Origin of the sequence: Pseudomonas inefficax, from assembly GCF_900277125.1 — a bacterium.
GTDB lineage: Bacteria > Pseudomonadota > Gammaproteobacteria > Pseudomonadales > Pseudomonadaceae > Aquipseudomonas > Aquipseudomonas inefficax.
This window is the reverse complement of the sequence record NZ_OPYN01000085.1, coordinates 104,087-124,436: the sequence shown is the minus strand read 5'-3', so window position 1 is coordinate 124,436 and position 20,350 is coordinate 104,087. Positions and strand designations below refer to the sequence as shown.

Here is a 20,350-nt window from a genome sequence, read left to right as displayed (position 1 = left end):
GTCCCTGTGGGAGCGGGCGTGCCCGCGAAGAGGCCGGTGCAGGTCAACGAGCATCTATACCCACCGCAACCGCCGGAACAACCACCACTGCCCCACCGCCAGCCCCAGCACGACGATGCAGGCGAACAGGAAGCCATAGGGGTTTTCCGCCCCGGGGATGCCGCCGACATTGATGCCCAGCAGCCCGGTGATGAAGCTCATGGGCAGGAAGATGCAGGTGATGATGCCGAAGCGGTACATGGTGCGGTTCATGCGCTCGCTGCGCCGGCGATCCTGGCTTTCCAGCACCAGCGCGGCCCGTTCGCGGGTCAGCTCCAGCTCTTCGAGGTAGCGGATCAGGCTGTTGTTCAGCTCGTTCCAGTAATCGGCGTCGGCATCGGCGAACCAGCTCCATTTGTTGCGCGACAGTTGTGCGTAGATCTCCCGCTGCGGAGCCAGAAAACGCCGCAGGCCGGCGGCACGTCGGCGGATCTGCTGCAGGCAACCGTTCTCCGGGGTATACCGTTCGTCGGATTCGACCTTTTCTTCTTCCACATCGACCAGTTCGGACAGGTCGCTGACCAGGCCCTGGACCTTTTCGGTCAGCAGTTCGCCCATCAGCAGCAGCAGTTCGGAAGCCGATTTCGGGCCCCTGCCCTCTTCGAGCTGCTGGAGAATCTCGTCACTGGCACGCAACGGCCGCAGCCGCAGCGAGATGACCCGCTGCGCTTCGGCGAAGATGCGCACCGAGACCATGTCTTCTGGCTCTGCGCCCGGGTTGAGGTTGACCCCACGCAGGAACAGCAACAACTGTTCATCGGCCATGGGCAGCAGGCGCGGCCGGGTGTTTTCTTCCAGCAGCAGCTCGCAGGCGAACGCACTCAGGCCGCTGTCGTGCAGCAGCCAGGTACGGGTTTGCGGATGGCTGCGGTCCCAGTGCAGCCACAGGCTCTGCTCGGGTTGCAGCTGCAGGTCGTCCAGTTCGGTACGGGCAATCGAGCGCGCCCCGCCTTTGCCATCGAGCACCAGGGCGTGTACCAGCCCCCACTGCGCGTTGTCTTCCTCGAACATCAAAGCTCCATCAGCGCAGGCGGCGCCTCACTCAGGCATTTTCAGCGGGCTTGGCGAGACCAGCACGCCATTGTTGTCGGCATACACGTACTCGCCCGGGCGGAAGGTCACCCCGGCGAAGGTCACTGGCACGTTGAGGTCGCCGATGCCGCGCTTGTCGGTCTTCATCGGGTGGCTGGCCAGTGCCTGCACGCCGACGTCGGTCTGGATCAGCACATCGACGTCACGCACGCAGCCGTAGATCACCAGCCCTTCCCAGCCATTCTTGGCAGCCTTCTCGGCGAGCATGTCACCGAGCAGTGCGCGGCGCAGCGAGCCACCACCATCGACAACCAGGACCTTGCCCTTGCCATCGAGCTCTACCTGCTCCTTGACCAGCGAGTTGTCTTCGAAGCACTTGATGGTGACGATCTGGCCACCGAACGAATCGCGGCCGCCGAAATTGCTGAACATCGGTTCCAGCACCTGTACCAGGTCCGGGTAGGCATCACACAGGTCGGGCGTAACGTAATGCTGCATGGGAAGCTCCTGTCAGTCACAACGAAAGCGGGTATCGGCCAAGGCTACACCGTAGAGCCCATTGCAGTCATCCGGGACTTGTAGGAGCGGCCTTGTGTCGCGAAAGGGCCGCGCAGCGGCCCCAGGGATAATCTGCTTGAGGCATGAGTCATGGGGGTGCTTTGCACCCCTATCGCGACACAAGGCCGCTCCTACAGCTGGCGCGATCCCTGTGGGAGCGGGCGTGCCCGCGAAAGGGCCAGTACAGGCGACGCAAACTCAGCTAATGGGCACAGGCTCCGCAGCCACGGTAGACACATGCACCGGCACCAGCGGGTCCCGCAGCCACCGTTCCACCAGCGGCCACACCTGCACCTGCGCGGCCTTGCTTACCAGCATGTCGACATGCCCGAAAGCCTCGAAGCCTTCCTCGGGGCCCAACCGCAGAAACTGCTTGCGCTCACCGCCCAACTGCTCGAACAGCTTGCGGCAGGCCCACACCGGGTCCTGGAAGTCTCCCGCACCAGCCACCGCCAGCAGCGGCACATCCACCTCGGCCAGCCCCGCCCACCAGTCGCTCTGCTTGTCGCCAAAGCGCCCGAACAGGCCATGCCAGCGCATGCTTTCCAGGGCCAGGCCAATCGGCTCGTCCTCCGGCCCACGCTTGAACCGCGGGCCGGAAATCTGCCCCCAGCGCTTGAGCAACAGCTTCGCCCCCCAGGTCATCGGCGGCACCTTCAACGGCCAGTACACGCGGCTGATCTGGGTACCGAACAGCGCCACGCTGGCCAGCTCCTCGGCCTTCAGATAGCCGCCGCCAAGCGCTGCCGCCAGCGTCGTACCACCCAGCGAATGGCCCACCCAGTGCGGTGCCTGGCCCGACTGCTCGCGCACGAAGGCGTTGATCAGTGGCAGATCATCGCGGGCGTAGGCGGCCACGCTGTTGTGCTGCCAGTCATGGTTGCGCGGCGACAGGCCGTGGCCACGCATTTCCGGGATCCACACATCGAAGCCGGCGCGGGCTAGGTAGGCTCCCAGGCCAACCCCTTTGGGCGAATACCAGAAGCGGCGGTTGGAAAAGCTGCCATGCAGGAGAATGACCGGCACGCCCTGGGCCTGGCCCTGATCGGCCAGCCCCAGGCGGGTGACGGCCAGCTCGACGCTGGGGTCAGGGCTGTTGCCGGCCTTGATCCGGTACACGTCTTCGCTGAGGTCGCCGCGGCGTTCGGCACTGAGCAAGGCCACGGGGAATAGAGTGCTGCTGCTTTGCATAAGGTTGCTTGGTGCACAAAAAAGGGCGGGATCCATTACTGGAGCTCGCCCTGGAAAAAACCAGGCGGGGATACGCCAGACGTACCCCCGCGTTTTACTGCATCAGACCGCGCCTTGCCCTTCGGCCAGGTAGAACCAGGTTTCGAGTACCGAGTCCGGGTTCAGCGACACGCTGTCGATGCCCTGTTCCATCAGCCACTTGGCCAGGTCCGGGTGGTCCGACGGGCCTTGGCCGCAGATGCCGATGTACTTGCCGGCCTTGTTGCAAGCGGCAATGGCGTTGGCCAGCAGCTTCTTCACCGCAGGATTTCGCTCGTCGAACAGGTGGGCAATGATGCCCGAATCACGGTCCAGGCCCAGGGTCAGCTGGGTCAGGTCGTTGGAGCCGATCGAGAAGCCGTCGAAGTATTCCAGGAACTCTTCGGCGAGGATGGCGTTGGACGGCAGTTCGCACATCATGATCACGCGCAGGCCGTTGTCGCCACGGGCCAGGCCGTTTTCGGCGAGCAGGTCGACGACCTGGCTGGCTTCGCCCAGGGTACGCACGAACGGCACCATGATCTCGACGTTGGTCAGGCCCATTTCGTTGCGCACGCGCTTGAGCGCACGGCATTCGAGCTCGAAGCAGTCACGGAACGATTCGCTGATGTAACGCGAAGCGCCACGGAAGCCCAGCATCGGGTTTTCTTCTTCCGGCTCGTACAGCTTGCCGCCGATCAGGTTGGCGTACTCGTTGGACTTGAAGTCCGACAGGCGCACGATGACCTTTTTCGGGTAGAAGGCCGCAGCCAGTGTGCTGATGCCCTCGACCAGCTTCTCGACATAGAAGCCTACCGGGTCGTTGTAGCCGGCGATGCGCTTGTCGACGCTGTCTTTCAGGTCGGCAGGCAGGCCTGCGTAGTTCAGCAGCGCCTTGGGGTGCACGCCGATCATGCGGTTGATGATGAACTCCAGGCGCGCCAGACCGACACCGGCGTTGGGCAGCTGGGCGAAATCGAACGCACGGTCCGGGTTGCCGACGTTCATCATGATCTTGAACGGCAGGTCGGGCATGGCATCGACCGAGTTCTGCTTGATGTCGAAGCCCAGCTCGCCCTCGAAGATGAAGCCGGTATCGCCTTCGGCGCAAGACACGGTCACACCCTGGCCGTCTTTCAGCACCTGGGTGGCGTTGCCGCAACCGACCACGGCCGGAATGCCCAGCTCACGGGCGATGATCGCTGCGTGGCAGGTGCGCCCGCCGCGGTTGGTGACGATGGCGCTGGCGCGCTTCATCACCGGTTCCCAGTCCGGGTCGGTCATGTCGGAGACCAGCACATCGCCCGGCTGGACCTTGTCCATTTCCGATACGTCGTTGATCACGCGGACCTTGCCGGCGCCGATGCGCTGGCCAATGGCGCGGCCTTCAACCAGCACGGTGCCCTTCTCTTTCAGCAGGTAGCGTTCCATGACGTTGGCGCTGGAGCGGCTTTTCACTGTCTCTGGGCGCGCCTGGACGATGTACAGCTTGCCGTCGTCACCGTCCTTGGCCCATTCGATGTCCATCGGGCGCTGGTAGTGCCGCTCGATGATCATGGCCTGCTTGGCCAGCTCGCTGACCTCGGCATCGGTCAGGCAGAAGCGCGCGCGCTCGGCACGGTCCACTTCGACGGTCTTGACCGAACGGCCGGCCTTGGCTTCTTCGCCGTAGACCATCTTGATCGCCTTGCTGCCCAGGTTGCGGCGCAGAATGGCCGGGCGGCCGGCCTGCAAGGTGTTCTTGTGCACGTAGAATTCGTCAGGGTTGACCGCACCCTGCACCACGGTTTCGCCCAGGCCGTAGGCGCCGGTGATGAACACCACGTCGCGGAAGCCCGACTCGGTGTCGAGGGTGAACATGACGCCGGCGGTGCCGGTTTCGGAACGGACCATGCGCTGCACGCCGGCGGACAGGGCCACCAGCTTGTGGTCGAAGCCCTGGTGCACGCGGTAGGCGATGGCGCGGTCGTTGAACAGCGAGGCGAACACTTCCTTGGCCGCGCGGATCACATTGTCGACGCCACGGATGTTGAGGAAGGTTTCCTGCTGGCCGGCGAACGAGGCGTCCGGCAGGTCTTCGGCAGTGGCCGAGGAACGCACGGCAACTGCCATGTTGTCGTTGCCGGCAGCCATTTCGGCGAAGGCCGTACGGATTTCCGAATCCAGACGGGCCGGGAAGTCGGCTTCCATGACCCACTGGCGAATCTGCGCGCCGGTCTTGGTCAGGGCGTTGATGTCATCCACGTCGAGTGCGTCGAGCGCGGCGTGGATACGGTCGTTGAGACCACTCTGTTCGAGAAAATCGCGGTACGCCTGCGCCGTAGTGGCAAAGCCGCCCGGCACCGATACACCAGCACCTGCGAGGTTGCTGATCATCTCGCCCAGGGATGCGTTCTTGCCCCCCACATGCTCCACATCATGGACGCCGAGCTTATCGAGGGAAACTACGTACTCTACCAAGGTGATCTCTCCACTAACTGTGTTGGAAAAGCTCAAGGGCGCCCGCCTGCCTTCGTTGACTTGGCCGGACGCTTGTGGCCTGTACCCGGAAAATAAGTGAGAATGCCGACAGCCGCATTCGGCAAACCGAACTTATCATATCCAGAAAACGTCATCAGCTTAAGGCCCAGATCGCAAATGAAACGAACCGCGTTCTTCATCTCCGACGGCACCGGCATCACTGCCGAAACCCTGGGCCAGAGTCTGCTCGCTCAATTCGAGAGCATTCCGTTCAATAAATTCACCCGCCCCTACATCGATTCGCCGGAAAAGGCACGGACCATGGTCCAGCAAATCAACGCTGCGGCCGAGCGCGATGGTGTACGCCCGATCATCTTCGACACCATCGTCAATCAGGACATCCGTGAAATCCTGGCGACCTCGAATGGCTTCATGATCGACATCTTTTCTTCGTTTTTGTCCCCGCTTGAGCAGGAATTGACTGCCCATTCGTCGTATTCCGTCGGCAAATCGCACTCCATCGGCGGCAATTCCAACTACATGGAACGCATCGAGGCGGTGAATTTCGCCCTGGACAACGACGATGGCGCGCGGACCCACTACTACGACAAGGCCGACCTGATCCTGGTAGGCGTATCGCGCTGCGGCAAGACCCCCACCTGCCTGTACATGGCCATGCAGTTCGGCATCCGCGCCGCCAACTACCCGCTGACCGAGGACGACATGGAGCGCCTGCAGCTGCCGGCGGTGCTGAAAAAGCACCACAACAAGCTGTTCGGCCTGACCATCGACCCGGACCGGCTGACCGCCATCCGCCATGAGCGCAAGCCCAACAGCCGCTATTCCAGCTTTGCCCAGTGCGAGTTCGAAGTGCGCGAGGTGGAAAGCCTGTTCCGCCGGGAGAACATTCCCAACATCAATTCCACGCATTTTTCCGTGGAAGAGATTTCGGCAAAGATCCTGGTGGAAAAAGGGGTGGAGCGCAGGTTCAAGTAAGCCTGTACCGGCCTCTTCGCGGGCGCGCCCGCTCCCACAGGTATCGCACAAGACTCAAGGTCGGTGGGGACCTGTGGGAGCGGGCATGCCCGCGAAGAGGCCAGCACAGGAATACAAAAAAAGCCCCGGCATAACTGCCGGGGCTTTCTTTTACCGCCTCATGAAGCTCAGGACGGCACCACCGCCGCCTGCCCGCTCATGGCCAGGTCGACCAGCTCGCGGTTGGCCACCGCGTACATCGCATAGTCGGTACCGGTGGCATTGCGCAGGTCATCCAGCATGGCGCGCCAGCGTTCCACCATCACCCGGTGCTGCTCGGCCCACAGCGCCACGCGGGCGTCCATGTCTTCCGGCGCATCGGCCATCTGCAATACCGAGATGGTGATCGCCCGCTGCTGCAGGTCGATGTCGTCGCGGAAGGCCTCGCGGGCCAGCGCCTGCCAGTTGTTCTCCACCGGCAGGTTGCTGATTTCCTGCAGGTACCAGGTCAGGTCCAGCGCGCTGCCCACGGCGAAGAACGCCTTGGCCACCTGCGCCGGCTCATGGCCGGTGACATCCGCCGCCTCGATGATCGGCAGCAGGGTGTACAGATGGCTGGTGCCAGCCACCATGCGCGCCAGCAACTCCGGCACACCGGCGTCGACGAAGCTCTGGTAGCGCACCATCCAGCGCTCGCGGGTCGGGCCCTCGAGCAACTCGTCGAGCTTGAGCCCCAGTTGTGCGATCTTCGGCCCGAAGTGCGCGGTGTCACGCCCGGCGTCCTGCTCGTTGCGGCGGCTGCGCAGGAACCAGCGGGTGGCACGGCGGCCCAGGCGCATCAGCTCGTCCATCAGGGTCAGCTGGATTTCCGCCGGCACCTGGTAGTCCAGTGCCTCGATCTGGCGGAACCAGTGCGGCAGGTGGAAGATGTCGCGCACGATCACATAGGCCCCGGCCACGTTGGCCGGGCTCATGCCGGTCGACTCCTTCAGGCGCTGGACGAAGGTGATGCCCATGTTGTTGACCAGGTCGTTGGCGATCTGGGTGCTGACGATCTCGCGCTTCAGGCGGTGACGGCGCATGGACTCGGCGAACTTGCTGACCAGCGACGGCGGGAAGGCGGTTTCCATGTCGCGGGTCAGGTAGTCGTCGTCCGGCACCAGCGACTTGAGCAGCTGTTCCTTGAGGTCGATCTTGCTATACGAGATCAGCACCGACAGCTCGGCGCGGGTCAGGCCCTGGCCGGCGGCCAGGCGCTCGGCCAATTGCTCCTCGGACGGCAGGAACTCGATGGCGCGGTCCAGCTTGCCACGGGCCTCCAGGTCGGCCATCAGGCGCTTGTACTCGGCAATGCGCTCGCGGGCACGACGTGCCGCCAGCGACAACGCCTGGGTCTGCTTGTAGTTGTTGCCCAGCACCAGGCCGGCCACTTCGTCGGTCATGCTGCCCAGCAGCTGGTTGCGCTGCTTCTCGGTCATGTCGCCACCCTGCACCACTTCGTTGAGCAGGATCTTGATGTTGACCTCGTGGTCGGAGCAGTCCACGCCGCCAGCGTTGTCGATGAAGTCGGTGTTGGTGGCGCCGCCATGCAGGCCGAACTCGACCCGGCCAAGCTGGGTCATGCCCAGGTTGCCGCCCTCGCCCACCACCTTGCAGCGCAATTCGTTGCCATTGACCCGCAGCGCGTCGTTGGCCTTGTCGCCGACATCGGCATGGCTCTCGGTGCTGGCCTTGACGTAGGTACCGATGCCACCGTTCCACAGCAGGTCTACCGGTGCCTTGAGCAGCGCATTGAGCAGCTCGGTCGGGGTCAGGCGGTCAGCGTCGATGGCGAAGCGCTCTTTCATCTGCGGGCTGATGGCGATGCTCTTGGCACTGCGCGGGAAGATCCCGCCGCCTTCGGACATGATGCTGGTGTCGTAGTCGCTCCAGGCCGAGCGCGGCAGGTCGAACAGGCGCTTGCGTTCGGCAAAGCTTGCGGCTGGCTCCGGATTCGGGTCGATGAAGATGTGCAGGTGGTTGAACGCCGCCACCAGTTGCAGCTTGTCGGACATCAGCAGGCCGTTGCCGAACACATCGCCGGCCATGTCGCCGACGCCAATGACGGTGATCGGGTCTTCCTGCACATTGATGCCGCGCTCGCGGAAGTGGCGCTGTACGCCCACCCACGCGCCGCGCGCGGTAATGCCCATCTTCTTGTGGTCGTAACCGGCCGAACCGCCCGAGGCGAAGGCGTCGCCCAGCCAGAAGCCGTAGTCGATGGCGATGCCGTTGGCGATGTCCGAGAAGGTCGCGGTGCCCTTGTCGGCCGCCACCACCAGGTACGGGTCGTCATCGTCATGGCGTACCACGTTGGCCGGCGGCACCACGCCACCGTCCTTGAGGTTGTCGGTGATGTCGAGCAGGCCGGAAATGAAGATGCGGTAGCACGCCACGCCCTCGGCGGCGATCTCGTCACGGCTGCCGCCCAGCGGCAGGCGGCGCGGCAGGAAGCCGCCCTTGGCGCCGACCGGCACGATGACCGAGTTCTTCACCTGCTGGGCTTTGACCAGGCCCAGCACCTCGGTGCGGAAGTCTTCCTCGCGGTCGGACCAGCGCAGGCCACCGCGGGCCACGTTGCCAAAGCGCAGGTGCACGCCCTCCACACGTGGCGAGTAGACGAAGATCTCGAACTTTGGCACAGGTTTGGGCAGCTCGGGGATCAACTTGGGGTTGAACTTGAAGCTGAAGTACGACTTGTTGAGGCCGTTGGCGTCCGGCTGGTAGAAGTTGGTGCGCAGGGTGGCCTTGATCAGGTCCAGGTAGCGGCGCAGGATGCGGTCTTCGTTGAGCACCTGCACGTCGTCCAGCGCGGTCAGGATGGCTTGCTCCAGGCGCAGCTGCTTGTCATCCAGGTCCTCCTGGGTGAGCTTGCGCGCCAGGTAGAAGCGGGTCTTGAACAACCGGGTCAGCTCGCGGGCGATGTCGGTGTGGTTGTTCAGGGTGCTGGCGATGTAGCCCAGATCGAAGCCCAGGCGAATCTGCTTCAGGTAACGGGCGTAGGCACGCAGCAGCGCCACGTCACGCCATGGCAGGCCGGCGGTGAGCACCAGGCGGTTGAAGGCGTCGTTTTCGGCATCGCCGCGGACGATGTGGATGAAGGCGTCCTGCAGGGTGTCGTTGAGCTGCTGGATGTCCAGGCTCAGGCCTTCGCTGTAGGTGAAGGCGAAGTCGTGGATCCAGTAGCCGCGGCCATTGGCATGGCGCAGGCGGTACGGGAACTCGCCGAGCACGCGCAGGCCAAGGTTCTCCAGGATCGGCAGCACGTCGGACAGCGCCAGCGGCGTGTCGGCGTGGTACAGCTTGCAGTGCAGGGTGCGCTCGCCGACCTGGGTCAGCGGCTGGTAGAAGCTCATCGCCAGCGGCTTGCTTTCCGACAGGTTCAGCACGTGCTGCAGGTCGACCACTGCCGAGTGCGCGGCGAAGCGCTCGCGGTAGCCGGCCGGGAAACCTTTGGGGAAGTCGGCGAGGATGTTGGTGCCCTGGGCTTCGCCGAAGTTCTCGATCACCAGCGCCGAGTAGTCGTCATGCCACGAGCGGCAGGCCTGGATCACTTCGCGTTCCAGCTGCTGCGGGTCGATGTCGATACGGTTTTTCGGGTCTACCCGCAGAATCAGCTGCACACGGGCCAGCACCGATTCGGAGAAGAAGGTCCAGAACTCGCAGTCGCTGGCCTTCAGGCGCTCCATCAGCACCTGCTGGATCTTCTGCCGCACTTCGGTGGAGTAGATTTCCCGCGGTACATAGGCCAGGCAGTAGCAGAAGCGGCCGTACGGGTCCTTGCGCAGGAACACGCGGATCTTGTTGCGTTCCTGGATCTGCACGATCGACATGACGGTGCTGAACAGCTCGTCGACCGGGGTCTGGAACAGGTCGTCGCGCGGCAACACTTCCAGCACCTGGGCCAGTTCCTTGCCCAGGTGGGCCTTGGGATCGAAGCCCGAGCGGCGCTCGACTTCGGTGACCTTCTGCCGGATATAAGGGATGGCATGCACGCTTTCACCGTACACCGACGAGGTGTACAAGCCCATGAAGCGGTGTTCCTTGATCACCTTGCCATCGGCGTCCAGCTGGCGGATCGACACGTAGTCCGGGTACGCCGGGCGGTGTACGCGGCTTGGCAGGGCAGCCTTGGCGAACGACAGCAGCAACGGTTCGTTGAGGTAGGCCACGGCGTAGTCTTCGATGCGCAGCTCATCGCTCGTCAGGCCCACGCGCAAGCGGCGCGGCAGGCCGAGGAACGACTGCTCGTCGTAGACCATCTGGCCGCCATCGGCGTCGCCCTTGACGGTGAATTCTTCGTAGCCCAGGAAGGTGAAGTGGTTGTCCAGCAGCCACTCGAGAAACGCCTTGACCTCGCCCTTTTCGTGGTGCGCCGGGCCAAAGGCGGTCTGCTCCACCTCCGCCACCACTTCACGCAGCTTGGCCTTCATCGGTTCGAAGTCGGCCACCACCACCCGCACCTCGGCCAGCACCTGCTCGATCTCGCGGGCCAGTACCGTCAGTTCGGCGGCATTGGCGCAACGGTCGATCTCCAGGTACATCAGCGACTCATGGCGTACGCCCTCGCCCTGGGTGCCCTTGGGCAGCAGTTCCAGCAGCTCGCCCTTGGCGCCGCGGCGCACGCTGAGCACGGTGGTCTGCAGGGTGTGGATGCTGTAACCGCGGCGGTTGAGCTCGGTGCGTACCGAGTCGACCAGGAACGGCAGGTCGTGGTGCAGCACTTCGACCACGCTGTGGGTCGATTGCCAGCCATTGCGTTCGTAGTCGGGGTTGTACACCCGTACTTGCGGGTATTCGGGGTCGAAACGCTCGATAATGCGCCAGGCTGACAGGGTGCAGCCGGCCAGGTCGGAAAGCCTGCGCTGGGTGAGTTCGTCCAGAGAGATGATGCCGAAGAACTGCTCGGCGAACAGCGCAACTTGTGGCAGGGACTGTTCGCTGATGTGCTGCGCCAGGGCCGCTTGCAGTTGATGCTGGAAGTCGGCTTTGCTGGCTGCGGTGAAGAACGCCATCTGTGGTACTCCGCTTGGGCTTTGTAATAATTGAAGCGTCGCTGCGTGCGCCGTGTACGGATCAACGATAGCCAACCCGTGGCAAGGCGGACGGTAAAACCAGGCGTTGAACGTGCGCAGGCACGCCCAGGGCTCGCCGAAGCTTAACGACTGATCGGTCATCAAGGCTTGCAGCGCTGCGACAATTTCGGTCAAGGGGGGGTAACTTTACGTTTATGCCTGTGGGCAAGACTGTCAGAATTCCCTTCCGTTTCCTTTGATCCGAGCCTTGTCCATGCAAATCAATACTGCCCTGCTGTTCGCCACCCCTTGCGATGACGAGGAAGACAACATGGCGACCCTGTGCTGCCACAGCGACAAGGGTCAGATGTTCCTGCTGACCCGCTACCCGGACGAAGACACCGTCGACCTGACCCTGGATGACGAGCCGTCGACGCTGGATGGCCTGAAAGTTACCCTGAGCGCCAAGCGCCTGCTGATCGAGGTGGCGGCCGGCGACCGCGACGCACTGAAGGGCGATGAGGTGCTGGAAATCAACCTGACCAGCGAGTTGAGCGACATGGATGAAGTGAAAGAAACCCTGGAGAACATCCTGGCCGGGACTGGTACCTTCGTCTGCGAAATCTGAACACTTGCGCGGTCCCTGTGGGAGCGGGCGTGCCCGCGAAGCAGGCGACGCGGTGGCTGGCACCGGCTACGCCGGTGTTCGCGGCCACGGCCGCTCCCACAGGGACCGCATAAACCCGAAACCTGCGCGATCCCTGTGGGACCGGGTTTACCCGGGAAGCAGGCGCCGCGGTGGCTCAGAGGGCATCAGATGAGTGCCGCCTGCATCTCTTGGGCCTGTTGCCGCAACGCCTCACAAAACGGCTCCACCGCCGCCGACGCCGGCCGGTGGTCCGGCCTGATCAGCATCACCTGATACGGCACCGACACCCGCAACCGCCGGATCGGCAACCCGCCCTGCGCCGCCTCCAGGCCGCTCAGCGGGTTGATGATCGCCACCCCCAGGCCCTGCCTGACCATGGCGCAGACCGAGGCAGCGCTGGTGGTCTCGATGACCGTGCGGCGGTTCACCCCTGCCGCGCGAAAATGCTGGTCCAGGCGTTGCCGGTAGGTGTCCAGGCTGGCCAGGTTGATGAAGTCGACCTCGTGGAAATCGCTCAATTCCAGCTCTGCCCTGGCCTGCAACGGGTGCCCGTCGGGCAGCACGCACACCATGTTGGCACTGAACAGCAATTCGCCGTAGGCGCCACGCGGTATCTGCTCGACCTCGGTCAGGCCCAGGTCATGCTGCTGGGCCACCAGTGATTCTTCCAGCAACGGCGACTCCTGCGCCAGGATACTCACGCTCACGCCCCGGTGCTGCTGGTGAAAGCGCTGGCAAGCCTTGGGCAGCAAGGTCTGGGAAAACAGCGGCAGGCAGGTAATGGCCAACCGGCCCTGCTCGAAATTGCGGATGGCCTGGGCAAAGCGGTCGATGCGCTCCAGCCCCACGTAAGCCCGCTCGACCTCCTCGATCAACAGCAGCGCCTGGGCCGTCGCCACCAGGCGGCCACCTTCGCGCTCGAACAGGTTCAGCCCGGTAACCTGCTCCAGCCGCGCCAGTTCGCGGCTGACGGTTGGCTGCGAGGTGAACAGCAGGCGCGCAGCCCCGGTGACGCTGCCAGCGGCCATGATGGCGCGGAACACTTCGATATGGCGGACGGACAGTTTCACAGCGATACCTGGTAAGTCGGCAATAGCCATATCAGATATGAATGGCTGACAGAAAAATAGCTATTTTTCTGAATTCCTGCTTTGGCTCATCCTCATGGCCTTCTTTATATGAGTAGCGCCGCCATGACTGCACCCTTCACTCTTCTGGCCGAGGCTGTCCGCCAGCACGGCTCGCCGCTGTGGGCCTACGACGCCGGCACCATCGCCGAGCGTGTCGAACAGCTGAAGGTGTTCGACACCGTGCGCTTCGCCCAAAAGGCCAACCCCAACCTGCATGTGCTGCGCCTGATGCGCGCCCACGGCCTGGTGCTGGACGCAGTGTCGCTGGGCGAAATGGAACGGGCTTTTGCTGCGGGTGCAAGCGTGGATGGCGACCCTGCCGGCGTGGTGCTTACCTGCGACGCGCTGGATCGGCCGACTCTGGAGCGGGTGGTGGCCTCGAAGATCGAAGTCAACGCCGGCTCCATCGACATGCTGCGCCAACTGGGTGAGCGCTCGCCCGGCCACCGCGTGTGGATCCGCATCAACCCCGGCTTCGGTCACGGCCACAGCCGCAAGACCAACACCGGCGGCGAGAACAGCAAGCACGGCATCTGGCACGAAGAGCTGGGCGAAGCGTTGGCCTGTGTGAAAACCCACGGCCTGCACCTGGTAGGGGTACACATGCACATCGGCTCTGGGGTGGATTACCAGCATCTGGAGCAAGTGGCGCGCTCGATGATCGAGCTGATCGGCCGCCTGGGCGTGGACATCGAGGCGTTCTCCATTGGCGGCGGGCTTTCCACCCCGTACCGCAGCAGCGACAAGCCGGTCGACCTGCAACGCTACGCCCGTACCTGGGCCGTGGCCCGCAAGGAAATCGAAGCGATGCTGGGCCACCCCGTGCGCATGGAGATCGAGCCAGGGCGCTTCCTGGTGGCGGAATCGGGCTACCTGGTGGCCGAGGTACGCGCCGTGAAACAGGTGGGCCGCAATACCTTCGTCATGATCGACGCCGGCTTCAACGACCTGATGCGCCCTGCGATGTACGGGGCCTACCACAGCATGACCCTGCTGGACGCCAACGGCCAGCCGGTGCAGCGCCCACGGCAGCCGACCGTGGTGGCCGGGCCGCTGTGCGAGTCGGGTGATGTATTTACCCAGGATGACCAGGAACTGACCCCACATGACCTGCCCCAGGCGCAGGTGGGTGACCTGCTGGTGATCCACGACGCCGGGGCCTATGGCGCGTCGATGTCGTCGAACTACAACAGCCGGCCGTTGCTGCCGGAGTTCCTGATCGAAGATGGGGCGCTGCGGATGATTCGCCGCAGGCAGACGGTGCAGGACCTGCTGGGCCTGGAGGCGGGCTTCTAGACACTGTTTTCCAGGCATCTGCGCAACCTCTGTGGGAGCGGCTTCAGCCGCGAAGAATCCAACGCGGTGCATGGCACCGGCTGCGCCGGTGTTCGCGGCTAAAGCCGCTCCCACAGGTATGGCGCCCCCCACAGGTACGGCGCCGGGCTTGAGGGCAGTGCTTGCTTGTGGGAGCGGGTTTACCCGCGAAAGGGCCGGCCCGGCCGACACATCAGCTGATGCCCTGCCCCACCGTCCATTGCCCCGCCTCGCACAATACGGGTACCCTTTTTCTTCCTCCCGCCCCGACCATATACAGCCAGGCACGACTCCATGATCATTCGCCAAAGCATCGCTGCAGACCACCCGCAACTGCTCGATATCTGGCTGCGCGCCGTGCGCGCCACGCACCACTTTCTGCAAGCCTCCGACATCGACGCGCTGCTGCCACAACTGCGCGACGTCTACTTTCAGGCCGTCGAACTCTGGGTTGCGGTTGACAAAGAAGACCGCCCGCTGGGCTTTATCGGCTTCAATGGCAACCACGTGGAAATGCTTTTCGTCGCACCCGAGCACCACGGCCAAGGCATAGGGCGCGCGCTGCTGGATTTCGGCCGCCAGAAACACAGCGTGATGAGCGTCGATGTCAACGAGCAGAACCCGCAGGCGGTGGGGTTCTACCGGCATTACGGCTTCATCCAGACTGGCCGCTCACCGCTGGATGGCGAAGGCCGACCGTTCCCCTTGCTGCATATGAGCTTGCCCGCGCAGGCTTGATTTCCGGGGCCGCTTGCGCCCCACCGCTGTTACAAATTTGCGAGACAGACCAAAGGTATGAACCCGACGCGCTATTCCATCGTGGCAAAGGACTTGATGGAAGGCATCGCCAGCGGCCGCTACCCGGTGGGCAGCCTGCTGCCGACCGAGTTCGAGCTGTGCGACCTGTACGATGTGAGCCGGCACACGGTGCGCGCGGCGATCAACCAGTTGCTCGACCAAGGGCTGGTATCGCGGCGCAAGCGCGTGGGTACCCGGGTGGAGGCCAGCAGCCCGCGCGGTGGCTACTCGCAGTCACTGGCCAGCGTGGCGGAGCTGGCGCAACTGGCGCAAACCCAGCAACGGGAAATCCAGGACGTGCGCCACTTCGTCGCCGACCTGAGCCAGGCGGCGCGGCTGGGGCTGGTACCGGGCGAGCATTACTTCTGCGTGTCGAGCATCCGCGTCGACCGCGAGCACAACGCGGCACCGCTGTGCTGGACCGATGTGTACGCGCAGCGCGACTATGCCGCAGTCATCGAGCTGGCCCGCGAGCACCCCGACCAGCTGATTGCGGGGCTGATCGAGCAGCACTATGGCCGGGCGATCGCGGTGGTCGACCAGCAGGTGCGGGCAGTGTTGCTGAGCGCGGAAATGGCCCGGGTGCTGAAGGCCGAAGCAGGCTCGCCGGGGCTGAAGATCATTCGCCATTACCGCGAGGAAAACGGCGACCTGATGGCGGTGTCCGAGACAGTGCACCCGGATGACCGGTTTACCCTGGTTACCCAGATGCGCCGCGATCGGTCGCCTGGCTGAGCAAACCAACGCCATGCTCGATATCCCAAAACTTGCGCGATCCCTGTAGGAGCGGCCTTGTGTCGCGAAAGGGCTGCGCAGCAGCCCCGGCAATTTGTGCACCTGCGCGGAAATCCTGGGGCTGCTGCGCAGCCCTTTCGCGACACAAGGCCGCTCCTACAGGGATCGCGCATGCGTGTGAGCGCTGGCCAGGTTTACCTCACACGCCCAGCACCCGCTCAGCCTCCGCCAACTGCTGCCCTCGCACCGTGGTCAGCCGATGGTCTCGCGCCAGCAAGGCATAGATCGTCGGCAGTACAAACAGGGTAAACAAGGTCCCCACCAGCATCCCGCACACGATCACCACTCCCAGGCCAAAGCGGCTGTTGGCCCCGGCGCCGCTGGCGAACAGCAGCGGCAGCACGCCGAAGGTCATCGCCGCCGTGGTCATCAGCACCGGCCGCAGGCGTATCTGCGCGGCGCGGACGATGGCGGCGGCACGGTCGAGGTTGTCACGCACCTGGATCTCGTTGGCGAACTCCACCATCAGGATGCCGTGCTTGCTGATAAGGCCGATCAGGGTCACCAGGCCGATCTGCGTATAGATATTCAGCGTGGCCCAACCCAGCGCCAGCGGCAGCAGCGCACCGCAGATCGACAGCGGCACGGTCACCAGAATGATCAGCGGGTCCACCAGGCTTTCGTACTGCGCGGCCAGCACCAGGTAGATCACCACCAGGGCGGCGAGAAATGCCCACATCAGGGCAAAGCCCTCCTGCACGTACTGGCGCGACTCCGACTGCCAGTCATGGCTGAAGCCAGGTGGCAGTTCGGCGGCAAGCTGCTCGAGAAATGCCACGGCATTCCCCATCGACACACCAGGCGCCGGGATCGCCTGCAGGGTACTGGCGTTCTGCTGGTCGAACTGCAGCAAACGGTTGGGCGCCACCTCGATGTCCAGGTGCACCACCGTGGCCAGCGGCACCAGGCTGCCGTTTTCGGCGCGTACGTACTGGCGGTTCAGCGCCGCCGGCGTCAGGCGCTGGTCCTGGATGCTTTGCGGGATCACATCGTAGGAGCGCCCGAACAGGGCGAAGCGGTTGAGGTACTGCTCGCCCACCAGCACACCCAGTGACTCGCCGATGGCCTGCATGCTGATGCCCAGGCTGGCCGCCTTGGCGCGGTCAATGCGCACCTTGACCACCGGGTTGTTGTAGTCGAGGTCGCTGTCCACCACGCTGAACAGACCGCTGTCACGGGCGCGCTGCTTGATCATCTCCATGGTCTGGTACAGCTCGGGGTAGTCCTGTGCACTGCGCAACACCATCTGCACCGGCAAGCCACCGCTGGAGCCGGGCAGCGAGGCCACCTGGAAGGCGAAGATGCTGCTGCCCTCGATGTCCGCCACGGCCTGCTGCAACTGCGCCTGCACCTGCGCGGCGGAACGTTCGCGGGCCTGCCAGGCGCTGAGGTTGATGCCGCCGAAGCTGGCGGCCGGGCCGTCGGTGCCGTTGATGATCCAGGTATCGGTGGTTTCGGCGAGGGACTTCATCACCTGGTCCAGCTTCAGGCCAAAGCGCTCCACATAATCCAGGCTGGCATGCTGCGGCGACTTGATGGCCGTCAGCACCGCCGCCTGGTCCTCGGGCGGGGCCAGTTCGCGCTGCGGCAGCAGGTACAGCCAAGGCAGGCTCAGGCACACCAGAAGCGCCACACCACCACTGATCCAGCGATGCGCCAGGGTGTAGGCGAGTACTCGCCCATAGGCCCCGGTCAGCATGCCGAACAGGCGGTCGGCCATGTTGGCCATGGCGCCATGCTGCTGGCCGGGTTGCAACAGCAGCGAACTCATCACCGGCGACAAGGTGAGCGCGACGATGCCGGACACGATCACCGCCCCGGCCAGGGTCAGGGCAAACTCACGGAACAGCGTGCCGGTCAGCCCGCCCATCAAGCCGATCGGCGCGTATACGGCGGCCAGCGTCAGGGTCATGGCGATCACCGGCCCGGCGATTTCCCGCGCCCCGGCCAGCGCCGCGACAACCGGCGACTTGCCTTCTTCGATATGGCGGTGCACGTTCTCCACCACCACAATGGCATCGTCCACCACCAGGCCGATGGCCAGCACCATCGCCAGCAAGGTCAGCAGGTTCAGGCTGAAGCCGAACAGCAGCATCAGGCCCGCCGCACCGAGCATCGACAGCGGGATGGCCACCACCGCGATCACCACGCTGCGCAGCGAGCCCAGGCACAGCCAGATCACCAACACCACGATCAGCATGGCTTCCACCAGAGTGCGCAGCACCTCGTCGATCGAGGCGTCGATGAAGCGTGCGGTCTCGTAGGCCAGCGCCACTTCCACCCCAGGCGGCAGGGTCTGGCGGATCTGCGGCAGCAGCTGGCGAATGCCTTCGACGATCACCAGCGGGTTGCCGGTCGGGGTGGGGAACAGCCCCAGGTGCACGGCGGGCTTGCCGTTCATGGTGGCGCTGGTCTGGGTGGCCGCCGCGCTCAGCTCGACGGTACCGACATCGCGCAGGCGTACCAGGTCGGTGCCATCGTTGCGAATGATCAGCTCGCGAAAGTCCTCGACCCGGGTCAGGTCGGTATCCACCTGGATATCGGCCAGCACATACTGCCCACGCACCTGCCCCGGCGTCGCCTGGTAGTTGTTGGCACGCACCGCCTGTGCCACGTCCGCAGCCGTCACCCCGCGCCCGGCCATCTGCTCGCTGTCCAGCCACAGGCGCATGGCCAGGCGCTGCCCGCCGAACGACTGCACCTTGGCCACACCGTCGATGCCGGAGAACTGCGGTTCCACCACCCGCGACAGGTAATCGCTAAGCTCGGGTATCGACAAGGTTTCGCTGGCAAAGCCCACGTAGGCCACCGCCGTGGAATCACCTGCCGACAGCTCCACCACCGGGTCGTAGGCCCTTTCCGGCAGGCGATAGCGCACCTGGTTGACCTTGGCCATGGTCTCGGCAAGCGCCTGGGTCGAATCGCGGTTGAGCACCATGCGCAAGGTGATCAGGCTGCGCCCCTGCTGCGACGACGAGGACAGGTAGTCGATGCCCTCGACCGACGACACCGCCTGGGTGATCGGCTGGGTCACGAAGCCTTGCATCAGCTCGGCGGAGGCGCCGGGGTACTCGGTGCTGATGGTGATGGTGGAGGTTTCCAGCAGCGGGTACTGGCGGATCGGCAGCTTGCTCATGGCAAACAGCCCCAGCAGGATGATCAGGCTGCTGACCACCAGCGCCAGTACCGGGCGGCGGACAAAGAGGTCGGTGAACTTCACGATTGCCGCCCTCCCTGGCTGGCCTGCAGGCTGTCCTGCGCCACGGGCTCGACCGGCATGCCGTCGCTCAGTTTCAGCTGCCCGGAAACCACAACCTGGTCACCGGGTGCCAGGCCTGAGGTGATCTCCACCCGCCCTTGCCAGCGCTCGCCGGTAGTCACCCGTACCCGGCTGACCCGGGTGCCCTGCTGCGGGTCCCGGGTAGCGACGAACACCGTCTGCCCGTAGGCGGTGTAGGTGATCGCGGTTTCCGGCACGGCCAGCACGCTTGACGGCTGCGCGGCATCCAGGCGCACGCCGGCGTACATGCCCGGCTGCAACTGCCCGCCCGGGTTCGGCAAGGCTGCCTGCACCTGCACCAGGCGCGCCTTGCTGACCACCGGGTCCACCGCTACCACCCGGGCCTGGAAGTCCTGCCCGTGCACCGCATCCACCGTCAGCGCCAGCAGTTGCCCCACGTGCACCTGCGGGGCGGCTTGCTCGCCCAGGGAAAAATTGACATGCAGCTGGCTGATATCGGCCAGGCTGGCGATGGTCTCACCAGCGCTCAGGTACTGGCCCTGATGCACCCGGCGAATGCCGAGCTTGCCGGCAAACGGTGCACGTATGGCCTTCTGCGCGATCAACGCCTCGACATGCTGCAGCTCACCGCTGGCCACATCCACGACGGTGGCGGCATTGTCCAGCAGCTCCTGTGACACGGCGTTCACCGCGCGCAACTTGCGGCTGCGCTGCAGCACCACTTCGGCATTGCGCAACCTGGCCCGCAACTGCACACGCTGGGCTTGCTCCGGGGCATCGTTCAGCTGTACCAGCAATTGCCCTGCACTCACCAATTGCCCCGACTCGAAGGCGATGCGGGTGATGCGCCCCGCCGTCTCGGCAGCCACCTGTACCTGGTTGACCGCCTCCAGCTCTCCCGAGGCAAAGTTCTGCCGTGCCAGCTGCACCTGCTCGGCCGTGGCCAGGGCCACCTTGGTCGCCGGCCATGCCGCTGCAGCCGGCGGCGCCGAGCCGCTGCCGACCAATGCATAGGCAGCGGCCAGCACACCTGCAACAGCGCCAGCCCAGGCCAGTAACGTCCTTTTGTTCATGCAGTGCTCCGATCATCAGGGAA

At 64.5% G+C, this 20,350-nt stretch carries 13 protein-coding genes; 5 read left to right on the top strand and 8 right to left on the bottom strand.

From position 1 onward, the window contains the following. Positions 1–54: 54 nt before the first annotated feature. The 4 genes from JV551A3_RS11345 to ppsA form a co-directional block, all read right to left on the bottom strand. Positions 55–1,050, bottom strand: a complete 996-nt coding sequence (locus JV551A3_RS11345) for a zinc transporter ZntB (RefSeq protein WP_112252097.1) — start codon at positions 1,048–1,050, stop codon at positions 55–57. Between the two features lie 27 nt (positions 1,051–1,077). Then, a complete protein-coding gene (gene rraA / locus JV551A3_RS11340; protein ID WP_015269495.1) occupies positions 1,078–1,569 on the bottom strand; it encodes a ribonuclease E activity regulator RraA in 492 nt (163 codons plus the stop codon). A 258-nt stretch (positions 1,570–1,827) separates the two neighbouring features. Continuing rightward, positions 1,828–2,820, bottom strand: a complete 993-nt coding sequence (locus JV551A3_RS11335; RefSeq protein ID WP_235874564.1) for an alpha/beta fold hydrolase — start codon at positions 2,818–2,820, stop codon at positions 1,828–1,830. Between the two features lie 102 nt (positions 2,821–2,922). Next, positions 2,923–5,298, bottom strand: coding sequence for a phosphoenolpyruvate synthase (ppsA, locus tag JV551A3_RS11330; RefSeq protein ID WP_133970845.1), 2,376 nt, complete (start codon positions 5,296–5,298; stop codon positions 2,923–2,925). 177 nt (positions 5,299–5,475) lie between these two features. On the opposite strand from ppsA, the gene ppsR reads away from it, so the two are divergent. Next, the gene (ppsR, locus tag JV551A3_RS11320; RefSeq protein ID WP_009684026.1) at positions 5,476–6,294 is read left to right on the top strand and encodes a posphoenolpyruvate synthetase regulatory kinase/phosphorylase PpsR; all 819 of its coding nucleotides are present in this window, start codon (positions 5,476–5,478) and stop codon (positions 6,292–6,294) included. Between the two features lie 167 nt (positions 6,295–6,461). Here the strand turns inward: ppsR and JV551A3_RS11315 are convergent, their stop codons facing one another. Continuing rightward, complete coding sequence (locus JV551A3_RS11315) at positions 6,462–11,327, bottom strand: NAD-glutamate dehydrogenase (RefSeq protein WP_133970844.1); 4,866 nt, start codon at positions 11,325–11,327, stop codon at positions 6,462–6,464. Between the two features lie 274 nt (positions 11,328–11,601). On the opposite strand from JV551A3_RS11315, the gene JV551A3_RS11310 reads away from it, so the two are divergent. Next, the gene (locus tag JV551A3_RS11310; protein ID WP_112252093.1) at positions 11,602–11,955 is read left to right on the top strand and encodes a hypothetical protein; all 354 of its coding nucleotides are present in this window, start codon (positions 11,602–11,604) and stop codon (positions 11,953–11,955) included. Between the two features lie 185 nt (positions 11,956–12,140). On the opposite strand, the gene JV551A3_RS11300 is transcribed toward JV551A3_RS11310, so the two are convergent. Then, positions 12,141–13,046 carry a LysR family transcriptional regulator gene (locus tag JV551A3_RS11300; RefSeq protein WP_112252092.1) on the bottom strand — a complete coding sequence of 302 codons (906 nt, stop codon included), beginning with the start codon at positions 13,044–13,046 and terminating at the stop codon, positions 12,141–12,143. Between the two features lie 123 nt (positions 13,047–13,169). On the opposite strand from JV551A3_RS11300, the gene lysA reads away from it, so the two are divergent. The 3 genes from lysA to JV551A3_RS11285 all read left to right on the top strand — a co-directional run bounded on the left by lysA (position 13,170) and on the right by JV551A3_RS11285 (position 15,953). Next, on the top strand, positions 13,170–14,402 hold the full coding sequence (lysA, locus tag JV551A3_RS11295; RefSeq protein ID WP_133970843.1) for a diaminopimelate decarboxylase: 1,233 nt from the start codon (positions 13,170–13,172) through the stop codon (positions 14,400–14,402). A 312-nt stretch (positions 14,403–14,714) separates the two neighbouring features. Continuing rightward, complete coding sequence (locus JV551A3_RS11290; RefSeq protein WP_133970842.1) at positions 14,715–15,158, top strand: acetyltransferase; 444 nt, start codon at positions 14,715–14,717, stop codon at positions 15,156–15,158. Between the two features lie 57 nt (positions 15,159–15,215). Next, a complete protein-coding gene (locus JV551A3_RS11285; protein ID WP_133970841.1) occupies positions 15,216–15,953 on the top strand; it encodes a GntR family transcriptional regulator in 738 nt (245 codons plus the stop codon). A 199-nt stretch (positions 15,954–16,152) separates the two neighbouring features. Here JV551A3_RS11285 and JV551A3_RS11280 read toward each other — a convergent pair whose 3' ends face one another. Together JV551A3_RS11280 and JV551A3_RS11275 are read right to left on the bottom strand one after the other, a co-directional pair. Beyond that, positions 16,153–19,233, bottom strand: a complete 3,081-nt coding sequence (locus JV551A3_RS11280) for a MexW/MexI family multidrug efflux RND transporter permease subunit (RefSeq protein WP_133970836.1) — start codon at positions 19,231–19,233, stop codon at positions 16,153–16,155. Continuing rightward, positions 19,230–20,327: an efflux RND transporter periplasmic adaptor subunit gene (locus tag JV551A3_RS11275; RefSeq protein WP_133970835.1), complete on the bottom strand. Its 1,098-nt coding sequence runs from the start codon at positions 20,325–20,327 to the stop codon at positions 19,230–19,232. Before JV551A3_RS11275 ends, JV551A3_RS11280 begins: the two co-directional genes overlap by 4 nt. Between the last annotated feature and the right edge of the window lie 23 nt (positions 20,328–20,350).

What these genes read in the sequence shown, in the direction of transcription:
- ppsR (WP_009684026.1), top strand. Translation starts at nt 5,476, where the DNA reads ATGAAACGAACCGCGTTCTTCATCTCCGACGGCACCGGCATCACTGCC.
- JV551A3_RS11290 (WP_133970842.1), top strand. Translation starts at nt 14,715, where the DNA reads ATGATCATTCGCCAAAGCATCGCTGCAGACCACCCGCAACTGCTCGAT.
- JV551A3_RS11335 (WP_235874564.1), bottom strand. Translation starts at nt 2,820, where the DNA reads ATGCAAAGCAGCAGCACTCTATTCCCCGTGGCCTTGCTCAGTGCCGAA.
- JV551A3_RS11310 (WP_112252093.1), top strand. Translation starts at nt 11,602, where the DNA reads ATGCAAATCAATACTGCCCTGCTGTTCGCCACCCCTTGCGATGACGAG.
- JV551A3_RS11285 (WP_133970841.1), top strand. Translation starts at nt 15,216, where the DNA reads ATGAACCCGACGCGCTATTCCATCGTGGCAAAGGACTTGATGGAAGGC.
- JV551A3_RS11275 (WP_133970835.1), bottom strand. Translation starts at nt 20,327, where the DNA reads ATGAACAAAAGGACGTTACTGGCCTGGGCTGGCGCTGTTGCAGGTGTG.
- lysA (WP_133970843.1), top strand. Translation starts at nt 13,170, where the DNA reads ATGACTGCACCCTTCACTCTTCTGGCCGAGGCTGTCCGCCAGCACGGC.
- rraA (WP_015269495.1), bottom strand. Translation starts at nt 1,569, where the DNA reads ATGCAGCATTACGTTACGCCCGACCTGTGTGATGCCTACCCGGACCTG.
- JV551A3_RS11315 (WP_133970844.1), bottom strand. Translation starts at nt 11,327, where the DNA reads ATGGCGTTCTTCACCGCAGCCAGCAAAGCCGACTTCCAGCATCAACTG.
- JV551A3_RS11345 (WP_112252097.1), bottom strand. Translation starts at nt 1,050, where the DNA reads ATGTTCGAGGAAGACAACGCGCAGTGGGGGCTGGTACACGCCCTGGTG.